This window comes from Rathayibacter tritici (assembly GCF_002932875.1).
Classification (GTDB): domain Bacteria; phylum Actinomycetota; class Actinomycetes; order Actinomycetales; family Microbacteriaceae; genus Rathayibacter; species Rathayibacter tritici.
This window is the reverse complement of record NZ_PSWS01000027.1, coordinates 1-9,579: the sequence shown is the minus strand read 5'-3', so window position 1 is coordinate 9,579 and position 9,579 is coordinate 1. Positions and strand designations below refer to the sequence as shown.

Here is a 9,579-nt window from a genome sequence, read left to right as displayed (position 1 = left end):
GTTCGGGGCGGGACAGTGTCGGGGCGGAGGTCAGGGCTGCGGAGGCGCCGCGCGCCCAGGCCCGGCGACGGTGCGGTTGGCGAGCTCGCCGACGCCGTCGAGGGCGATCAGCACCTCCTGGCCGGGCTCGACCTCGGCGGCCGTCCCGGGCGAGCCGGTGAGCACGACATCGCCCGGGCGGAGCGTGAGGTGCGCGGTGAGGTGCACCAGGATCTCGGCGGCGCGCCAGCCGAGACGGTCGGTGGAGGAGAGAGCCCGCCGCTCGCCGTCGACGATCACGGCGATGCCGACCGCGTCCGGGTCCACTCCGGTCTCGATCCACGGGCCGAGCGGAGTCCAGCCGTCGCCGTTCTTGCCCTGGAGGAAGAGACTGTCGGCCGCGATCATTTCGGGGGCGGTGACGTCGTTGGCACCGGTGACGCCGAGCACATGCTCGAGCGCGTCGGCCAGAGTGAGGTGGCGGGCCGGGCGCCCGATGACGAGGGCGAGCTCGCCCTCGACGTTCACGGGGCCGATGCCGTCGTCGATGACGATCGGATCGCCGGGCGCGGCCAGCGTGTGCGCGCTCTTGTGGAAGGCCTGCGGGGGCTGCAAACGATCAGCCGCGGAGCCGTTGTGCGCCATCCCGAGGACCACGCGGGGTTCCACCGGAGCCAGCAGGCGAGCGCCCGCGACCGGCCAGCGGCGGCCGGTCTCGACCGGCTGCGCGGCGAAGGCGTTCTCGATTTCGCGCCACTCCCCCGCGACCAGGGCGACGACGGCCGGCGCGCCCTCGGTCCGGATCCGGGCGATGCGCATCAGCGACCGCCTCGGGGCTCGCTGGTGCTACTGATCGCCACGGCGCCTCGCTCACTCCCACCCGCGCGGGCGGAACGGACCGAGCGTAACAGCCCAGTGAACAGCATTCAACAGGATGGACGGAGGCGCATCAGGCGGGCGTTCCGCCGAGGAGGGGCGGGCGACCCAGCGCTGCGGCGGCCTCGCGGAGTGCCGCCACAACCTCCTCCTGATCGTCGGCAACCGGCCGGACCAGCGAGACACCCACCGCGACCGAGAGGTCGGATCGGGTGGCGGCCGGGACGGCGACGGCGAGGCCCAGGACGCTGGGGTGCAGCTCGCCGTCGTCGATCGCGTAGCCGCGCTCGCGGGCCGTCCGGATCTTCTGGAGCAGTTCGCTCGCGGAGGATGTCGAGCGGTCGGTGAAGACGACGATGTCGCGGTCGTCGGCGAAGCGCGCGGCAATCTCACCGTCGTCGAGCTCGGCCAGCAGCGCGGTGCCGACGGCCGTGGCGGAGGCGGGATACCGGTCACCGACGCTCGCCGAGAGCGCAAACCGCTCGCGGCCCTCGTGCACCGCGAGGTAGAGGACGCGGGTGCCGTCCAGCAGTGCGATCTGCACCAGCTGCCGCGACAGCACGGGCGACTCCTCGCAGAGCCGGTAGAACTCGCGCACCGGGTCGACGCCCGCGAGGTAGTGACTGCCGAGCTCGACGGTGCGTCGGCCGAGGAGGAAACCGGAGCCGACGCGGCGGATCAGGCGCCCCTCCTCCAGCGCGGCGCAGAGGTTCGAGGTGGACGACTTGGCGATGCCGAGCTCGCGGGCGATGTCGGTCAGCGTGCGCGGGCCGCCGGCGTCCGCGAGGAGGTCGAGGATCCGCATTGCGCGCGACACGGCCGGGGCACCCGAGCCCCTCTCGGAGTCGACCGTCATCGGGGGCGCATCGGGGCGGGCCATGTCGTCCTCTCGCGGGGGCGGTGTCAGTAGAACTCCACCGTATCGACTCGGTTGATCAGGGGCTTCCCGTCGAGGAAACGAGTGGCGTTGCGGGCGAAGAGCTCGGCGATCAGCCGGTCCTCGGCGAGGTTCAGCGCCGCGGTGTGCGGGCTGATCAGGACGCTCGGGTGGCTCCAGAGCGGGCTGCCCTGCTCGAGCGGCTCCTCGGCCACCACGTCGAGTGCGGCGAAGCCGACCCTCCCCGCGTCGAGCGCGGCGAGCAGGGCCTCCTCATCGATGACCGTCCCGCGGCCGACGCTGACGAAGGAGGCCCCCGGGCGCAACTCCGCGAAGAACTCGGGCCCGACCAGCTTCTCGGTGGCGGCGGTGCCGGGGAGCGTGACGACGACTCCGTCCACCCGGCCCGCGACGTCCGCGATGGCGTCGGGTGTGACGATCTCGTCGACGTGCTCGACCCGCGTCTCGTGACGGCTCGTACCGATCACGCGGGCGCCGAGCTGCTGGAGCTTGCGGGCGGTCGCGCGGCCGATTGTGCCGAGCCCGATGATCAGGATCGTCTGCTCCGAGAGGAGCCCCATCGCCCACCGCCCACCCCAGACTCGCTCGCGCTGGAGGGCGGACAGGCGCGGCAGCGACTTCGCTCCTGCCAGGAGCCCGAAGACTCCGAACTCGGCGAGCGGCTCGGAGTGGACTCCCGCCGAGGTCGAGAACGCGATGCGCTCGAGCTGCGCGCCGTCGAGACCCGCGGCCTTCACCTGCGCGCCGCCGCCCGCGGGCATGGTCTGCACCCAGCGGAGCCGCGGATTCGCGGCCGCCGTGCGCGCGAGCGCGGCGGGGGTCTCGTCGGGCACCCCGTAGAGCACGTCGGCGGAGTCGACCAGCTCGTCGAACGCGCGCTGCTGCTCGGGGGTGCGCCGGAAGGAGGGATCGCCGCCGTGGTCGCCGGCGTGGCGCATCGGGGGGAGGAGGTTCTGGTCGGCGACGACGTCCAAGCGCGGTTCGAGCTCGACGATGCGAGCGATCAGCTCCGGGCTGAGCGGCGAGGCGATGACGACGCGGGGGCGATCAGTCACAAGTGTCCCTTCGCGGAACGGCGCGGGAGGCTCTCCCCCGGGTCGACCCGCGGGCAGTGTACTTCACCCCTGTGAACAGTGTTCGATATGCTGGGCGTGTGCCCGCACCCCCGTCAGTCGCCGCCCCGCCCGTGCAGGTGGGATTCCTCGGACTCGGGAACATGGGCGCCCCGATGGCCCGGCGCCTCGTCGCCGCCGGGATCCCGCTCGGGATCACCGCTCGCCCCGCCTCCGCTGGCCGCGCCCGCCGCGCCGTCCCCGAGGCGCAGTGGCACGACTGCGCCCGCTCCCTCGCCGCCGCCTCGGACGTGCTGATCGTGATGGTGCCGGACCTGCCCCAGCTCGAGGAGCTGCTCGCGGGCGACGAGGGCGTGCTCGCGGCGGAGTCGGATGTCGTGCTCGCCGTCTGCTCCAGCGTGTCCGCCTCCGGCCTTCGCGCGCTCGCGCAGCGCCACCCGGGGCTCCGCCTCGTCGACGCCCCCGTTAGCGGCGGCACCGAGGGTGCAGAGGCGGGCACCCTCTCGATCATGGTCGGCGGGGCGGAGGAGGACGTCGCCCGGGCACTGCCCGTCCTGTCGGCCTGCGGAACCGCGGTCCACCTCGGGCCGCTCGGCTCCGGCGATGCGGCCAAGGCCTGCAACCAGCTCATCGTCGCCGCGACCATGACCGCGATCGCCGAGGCCGCGGTGATCGCCGAGCGCTCCGGCCTCGACCTCGACACGTTCCTCACCCTCGTAGAGGGCGGCTACGCGGGGAGTCGCGTGCTCGAGACCAAACGCGCCGCCCTGGTGTCCCGCGACTACACGCCGACCGGCGTCGCCTCCTACATGACGAAGGATCTGCGGGCCGCGGCCGACGAGGCGGAGGCGACGGGCACCTCCGCACCGCTGCTCGCGACGCTCCGCACCGTGTTCAGCGAGCTGGTCGACGCGGGCCTCGGCGAGGAGGACCTCGCGGTCGTGCACCGCTTCGTCGCCGAACGCTGAGCCCGCGCTCTGCGCCGAGACGCCCCCTGATCACCGAGGCGCGCCACGCGAGAGCAGCCTCCATGCATCCGCGCAAGGGCCTCCGTTGCGTCCGCGCCCGACTTAGCGTCGGAGGACGAACATCACCGAGCGAAGGAGCACGACATGGCATCAGGAGTCGCAACAGTCTGGGTCCCCGTCACCGACATGGAGCGGGCGGTTGCGTTCTACCGCGACACGCTCGGCCTCGAGGTGAAGGACACCTCCGCCGACTGGTCGGAGCTGGACGCCGGCGGGCTGATGATCGGCCTCAACGCCCGCGAGTCCGCCACGGTGGCGGAGCAGGGCGGCGCAGTCATCTCGTTCCAGCCCGACGGCTCGATCGAGGAGGAACTCGAACGCCTGACGGCGCGCGGTGCCTCGATCGAGGGGGAGATCAGCGACCACGAGTGGGGGCGCATCTTCCCGTTCAAGGACTCGGAGGGCAACGACCTCCAGTTCTACTCGCCGCCGCAGAGCTGAGCGCGGCGCGCCGCCTCCGCGCGTCTCGACGCCTCACGCGTCAGCGCAGTAGGGAGGCGGCGTCGCGCGTCGCCGTGCGGATGCGGTACAGCGACGTGCTCGCGGCGATGAACAGCTCCGTGCCATCGTCGCCGCCGAAGCAGAGGTTGCCGACCACCTCGGGCACGGGGATCCGGGCGAGCACCGCGCCGTCGGCCGAGAGGACCTGCACCGCGTCGGCGCTGGAGGTCCAGATCCGGCCCTCGACGTCGACCCGGAAGCCGTCGGGAACACCCGGCTCGATCACGGCAAGCACGCCGAGCGGGGTGAGCAGCCACTGGTCGTCGACCGAGAAAACGCGGATGCAGTGCTCGCCGGTGCCGTCGGTGCGCAGAGCGACGGAGGTGTCCGAGACGTAGAGGAGGCGCTCGTCCGGCGAGAAGGCGAGCCCGTTGGGCTCCTCAACGCTCGTCGCCGCGACGCTCAGCTCGCCCGACTCAGGGTCGAAGCGGAAGACGTGGCAGCCGCCGTACTCGGGGTCGCCGAGGTGGCCCTCGTGCGCCTGGAGGATCCCGTAGGGCGGATCGGTGAACCAGACGGCGCCGTCGGAGGCGACGACGACGTCGTTCGGCGAGTTCAGCCGGGCGTCCCCGTACCGGTCGACCAGGACCTCGACGACGCCTTCGACCTCGCGCTCGACGGCGCGGCGGCCGTGCGAGCACTGCACGACGCGTCCCTCCCGGTCGAGCGTGCGGCCGTTGGTGAACTCGACGTGCTCGCGGTGCACCCGCGTCTCCCCCGTCCGGGCGTCCCACTCGAGGATCCGGTCGCCGGGGATGTCGCTCCAGCGCACCACGCGTTCGTGGGGCAGCCAGACCGGGCCCTCGCTCCACGCGGCTCCGGTGGCGACCCTCTCGAGCCGCGCCCCGGGGGCCAGCAGAGCATCCAGCATCCGTGCCCCCGCGTCACCGCCGTTCACGCGCACCTCCCACAGTCGACGACATCCGCACCGGTCGGCGCGGGCCCCTGCAGCATCGAGCGTGCGACGCCTGCGCGCCAACCGCTGCGATCGAGCACGATACCGGCATGACCTCCTTCGGCCGCGCGGCCGCCCACCGACCCGGGCCGGTCCTCGAGGAGCGCGACCTGCTCCTGCGCCGCATCGCGACGCTCTACTGGGTGGAGGGTCTGACCCAGTCCGAGATCGCCGAGCGCCTCTCGTTCGGCCGCGTCTCGGTGTCACGGATGCTCGACGAGGCGCGCTCACGCGGCGTGGTGCGGATCAGCGTCGGCCCGCCGGAGGACCGCGTGGCGCCGCTCGAACGCGAGCTGGCGCGACTGTTCCCGCTCTCGGAGGTCCGGGTCGCGGTGTCACTCCCCCGCGGCGTGACGGCGGATGAGGCGCGCGTGGGCCGCGTCGCCGCGCGCCTGCTGGCGGAGCGGCTCCCCGCGGACGCGATTCTCGCCGTCGCTTCGAGCCGGTCGGTGCTGCCCACCGCCGAGGCCATCGGCCGACTCGCGGACGGTGTCCGGGTGGTCGAGGCTCTCGGCTACCACTCCCGCTCCGCGCCCGAACGCTCGGCCGCCGCGGTGCTCGCGGCCGGCACCGCGTTCACTCCGCTGCCGGCCCCGTTCGTGACGCGCTCAGCGGCACGGGCGGAGCAGGCGCGCCCGCGTCCCGCGGTCCGTGACGCGCTGACCCTCGCCCGCCGCAGTGACGCGGCCCTGATCGGACTCGGCTCCACGGCCCACTTCGACGGCACCGGCGCCGTCGCCCCGGTCTCGGAGGAGCTGCTCGAGCGAGCCCGCACCGACGGAGCGGTCGGCCACGTGGTCGGGCAGTTCTTCGATGGCGCAGGCCGGCCGGTCCCCTCCGCCCTGGACGAGCTGCGGGTCGGGCTGACCCTGAAGGAGCTGCGGGCGATCCCACTACGGATCCTGGTCGCACACGGCAGCGCGAAGGTGGAGGCGATCACGGCTGCCATGACGGGCGGCATCGCCTCCGTACTGGTCACCGACGAGGCCACCGCCCGGGAGCTGCTGCGGCGGCGGCGCTGAGCCACACGCCACCTGGATGGACACGTCCACTCATTGCGGCGACAAGGGCGATGAAGCGCTCTAGAACCTCTGCCGTCCCGCAAAAAACGCTCGCGTGCGCTGCCGCTTCCGTGGAGCCGATCTGGAGAGTCGCCGCATCCTCCCCGGGCCGCCGGTCACGCCGGCGCCCCCGGCAGCAGATACCACAGCACGGTGGTCAGGGTCGCGCAGACGACGCCCATCACGGTGACGCCGACGGTCCAGGTCGACAGCATCGTCCGCTCGGGGACGGTGAAAGAGCGTGAGAGGACCCAGAAGCCGGCGTCGTTCACGTGCGACAGGCAGACACCTCCGGCCGAGACGCCCACGGCGAGCAGGGCGATGTGTGTCGGATCGACGGCGCTCGCGTCGACGGTCGTGGCCAGGAGGGTCGCGACCGTGGTGACCGCCGCCGTGGTGGTGCCGAGCGTCGCGCGCAACGCCGCCGCCAGGACGAACCCGAACACGACCAGCGGCAGGTGCGCCTCCTGGAGCCGCTCGACCAGCTGGCCGCCGATCCCGGAGGCCGCGATGACGCCGCCGAACGCGACACCTCCGCCCGTGGAGAGCACGATCTCGCCGACCGGACGCAGTCCCACCCGGCCGACCTCGGTGAGACCGCCGCTGCTCCGCGCCGACCGGGGCAGTAGCAGGACGTAGGCGACGACCGTCGTGATCATCAGCGCGATGACGGGCGTGCCGAGGAAGCGGACGACGTCGCCCACCGGAGTCGACTGCGGGGCGACGAGGGCGGCGAGCGTCGCGAGCAGGATCAGCAGCACCGGCAGGGTGAGCACGACCAGGAGCCTGGGCAGCAGGCGGGTCGCGGTCGCGGTCGCCGTGGCGAGCGCGGTACTTCCGCCGGCGAGGGTCGAGACTGCGCGCAGGTCGGGCTGGGCGATGGTGCGCTCTGCGGGAGGGTCGTCGGCGGGGATCGGCAGCCCGCCGCGGGCGTCGATCCGCGCGAGGCGACGGGACGCCCAGACGATGCCGACCGCGGCGCCCGGCAGCATCGTCACCAGGCCCAGCACGGCGAGGAGCCCGTAGTCGACCCCGAGTGCGGAGGCGACCGCGACCGCGCCGGGGTGCGGCGGGAGGATCGCGTGCACGGCGAGCACCGCGATCGCCATCGGCACCGCGAAGAAGGCCGCGTGCCGGCCGGCCTGCCGAGCGATCGAGAGGACGACAGGGGCGAGCAGGATGACGGCGGTGTCGAAGAAGATGGTGCTGCCCACCAGCAGGCCGGCCAGCACGACCGCGAGCACACCGCGCTGCGGTCCCACCTTCGCCAGCAGGACGCGGGCCAGCAGCTCACCGCCGCCGGAGCGAGAGATGATCTCGCCGATGATGCACCCCAGCCCCACCAGCGGCAGGATGTGCGCCAGCGACGGTCCGAGGACCCCCTCGAGCACGGCGAGCACGCCGCGCTCCCCGTCGGCCAGCGGCAGGCCGAAGCTCAGCCCGAGGACGACCGCGACCGACGTCATCGCGATGTAGGGGTGGATCCGGAGCCGGACGATGAGCACCAGCAGCGCGGCGACGCTGAGCACGATGGACAGGACGGCGAGGGGGAACGTCACGGAGGTGCTCCTTTGCAGTGGTGATTGCCGCCAGTGAAGGGGACGACCGGGAGCGCGGCGACCGATCGTGTCTCGAGAGGGGCGAGAGCGGACATCCGTCCGTCCTGGACGCTACCGCGACGGCACGGTCGACCGTGGCGTGCGGGCCGGGTGACCCTGAAGCCATCCGCACCGCTGCCTCGACGACGAGAAGGACGACTCCGCATGACTCCGACCGCTCACCTGCACCACGTGGCCCTCGTGGTGTCGGACCTCGACGCGACCCGCGACTTCTACGTCGGCGTACTCGGCTGCACCGAGTTCACCCGCCCGAGCGACTTCGTGTTCCGCGGCGCGTACTTCCGGCTCGGCACGGCCGAGATCCACGTCGTGCAGGAGAAGACGCCGGGACGTCTCGCCGCGAATCCGCCGCGGTGGGAGGAGGACGAGCTGCAGACGGGGCTCGTGCACCATCTCGCGATCATGGTGGAGTCGTTCGCTCCGTTCCTCGAGGCGCTCGTCGCACGCGGGCTGGAGCGCTGCGGCGGCTACCGGATCCGCGACGACTTCGTGGAGCAGGTGTACCTGGCCGACCCCGACGGCAACGTGATCGAGCTGCTCCAGCAGCACGGGCCGGAGGCGGGGCGGCTGCGGCGGCAGGAGATCCACGACCTGGGGATCGCGGTTCCGGTCGCGCCCGGCTTCCCGCTCCTTGATCCGCGCGTGCGATATGGGGCAGTATGACGCACCTGAGACTCTAGGATCGACTGGTCTCCGCATCTGCGGAGTGACGATTCGGAGGTTCCTGTGCGTCACCGCCTGCTCCCTCTCGCGCCGACTGCCGCCGTGCTGCTCCTGCTCGCGGGATGCTCGGCACCCGCGGGACCTTCGTCGTCCGGCGGCCACCTCACCGTCTTCGCCGCCGCTTCGCTGAAGGGCGCGTTCACCGAGCTCGCCAGCGGATTCGAGGCCTCGCGGCCTGGCGCGCACGTCGAGCTGTCCGTCGCGGGGTCCTCCGACCTCGCGACGCAGATCGTGAACGGCGCCCCGGCCGACGTCTTCGCCTCGGCTGACGAACGCACCATGTCCACGGTCGCCGACGCGGGACTGGTCGCGGGCGACCCGGTCGACATCGCCACCAACACGCTCGAGATCGCTGTGCCACCCGGCAACCCGGCAGAGATCGTGTCTCTCGCGGACCTCGCCCGGCCCGGCACCGCCACCGTCGTCTGCGCCCCGCAGGTGCCGTGCGGAGCGGCGGCCGTCGCGGTGGAACAGGCCGCGGGGGTCGACATCGCACCGGTCAGCGAGGAGTCGTCGGTGACGGACGTGCTCGGCAAGGTGTCCTCGGGCGAAGCGGATGCCGGGCTGGTCTACGCGACGGACGTCCGCGGCTCCGGCGGCTCGGTCACCGGCATCCCCTTCGCCGAATCCTCGGCGGCGGTCAACACCTACCCGATCGCGGCCCTGACCGGGGCAGGCGACTCCAGCACAGCGGCGGCCTTCGTCGCCTACGCGGCCTCGGACGCCGGGCGGGCGGTGCTCGCGGCGGCCGGCTTCGGAGCGCCGCGAGAGGCGTAGCCCCCTCCCGCGAGATGCCACCTGTGACGGCGATTCTCGGCGTGTCGCCCTCACAAGTGGCATCTCGCGGGAGGGGGCTACGCCTCTCG

Annotated in this window: 10 protein-coding genes; 5 read left to right on the top strand and 5 right to left on the bottom strand. The window is 72.9% G+C overall.

The features are described 5' to 3' along the window. Positions 1–30: 30 nt before the first annotated feature. The 3 genes from C5D07_RS04480 to C5D07_RS04470 form a co-directional block, all read right to left on the bottom strand. Positions 31–798 (bottom strand): fumarylacetoacetate hydrolase family protein, encoded by a 768-nt coding sequence (locus C5D07_RS04480; protein ID WP_068256212.1) that lies wholly within the window; start codon positions 796–798, stop codon positions 31–33. A 130-nt stretch (positions 799–928) separates the two neighbouring features. Continuing rightward, a complete protein-coding gene (locus C5D07_RS04475; protein WP_237358202.1) occupies positions 929–1,735 on the bottom strand; it encodes an IclR family transcriptional regulator in 807 nt (268 codons plus the stop codon). Positions 1,736–1,758: 23 nt separating this feature from the next. Continuing rightward, positions 1,759–2,808 (bottom strand): D-2-hydroxyacid dehydrogenase, encoded by a 1,050-nt coding sequence (locus tag C5D07_RS04470; protein ID WP_104258778.1) that lies wholly within the window; start codon positions 2,806–2,808, stop codon positions 1,759–1,761. 98 nt (positions 2,809–2,906) lie between these two features. On the opposite strand from C5D07_RS04470, the gene C5D07_RS04465 reads away from it, so the two are divergent. Both C5D07_RS04465 and C5D07_RS04460 read left to right on the top strand, forming a co-directional pair. Continuing rightward, positions 2,907–3,794 (top strand): NAD(P)-dependent oxidoreductase, encoded by an 888-nt coding sequence (locus C5D07_RS04465; protein ID WP_237358203.1) that lies wholly within the window; start codon positions 2,907–2,909, stop codon positions 3,792–3,794. Positions 3,795–3,938: 144 nt separating this feature from the next. After that, positions 3,939–4,295, top strand: coding sequence for a VOC family protein (locus C5D07_RS04460; RefSeq protein ID WP_068256220.1), 357 nt, complete (start codon positions 3,939–3,941; stop codon positions 4,293–4,295). Positions 4,296–4,335: 40 nt separating this feature from the next. Here the strand turns inward: C5D07_RS04460 and C5D07_RS04455 are convergent, their stop codons facing one another. Next, positions 4,336–5,253 (bottom strand): SMP-30/gluconolactonase/LRE family protein, encoded by a 918-nt coding sequence (locus C5D07_RS04455; protein ID WP_308470772.1) that lies wholly within the window; start codon positions 5,251–5,253, stop codon positions 4,336–4,338. A 107-nt stretch (positions 5,254–5,360) separates the two neighbouring features. On the opposite strand from C5D07_RS04455, the gene C5D07_RS04450 reads away from it, so the two are divergent. Continuing rightward, positions 5,361–6,332, top strand: a complete 972-nt coding sequence (locus C5D07_RS04450; RefSeq protein ID WP_104258777.1) for a sugar-binding transcriptional regulator — start codon at positions 5,361–5,363, stop codon at positions 6,330–6,332. Positions 6,333–6,487: 155 nt separating this feature from the next. Here C5D07_RS04450 and C5D07_RS04445 read toward each other — a convergent pair whose 3' ends face one another. Further along, complete coding sequence (locus C5D07_RS04445; RefSeq protein ID WP_068256226.1) at positions 6,488–7,930, bottom strand: GntP family permease; 1,443 nt, start codon at positions 7,928–7,930, stop codon at positions 6,488–6,490. Positions 7,931–8,134: 204 nt separating this feature from the next. Between C5D07_RS04445 and C5D07_RS04440 the strand changes: the two genes are divergently transcribed. Then, a complete protein-coding gene (locus C5D07_RS04440) occupies positions 8,135–8,653 on the top strand; it encodes a VOC family protein (RefSeq protein ID WP_104258776.1) in 519 nt (172 codons plus the stop codon). A 63-nt stretch (positions 8,654–8,716) separates the two neighbouring features. Beyond that, complete coding sequence (modA, locus tag C5D07_RS04435; RefSeq protein ID WP_211286329.1) at positions 8,717–9,490, top strand: molybdate ABC transporter substrate-binding protein; 774 nt, start codon at positions 8,717–8,719, stop codon at positions 9,488–9,490. Positions 9,491–9,579 lie beyond the last annotated feature (89 nt).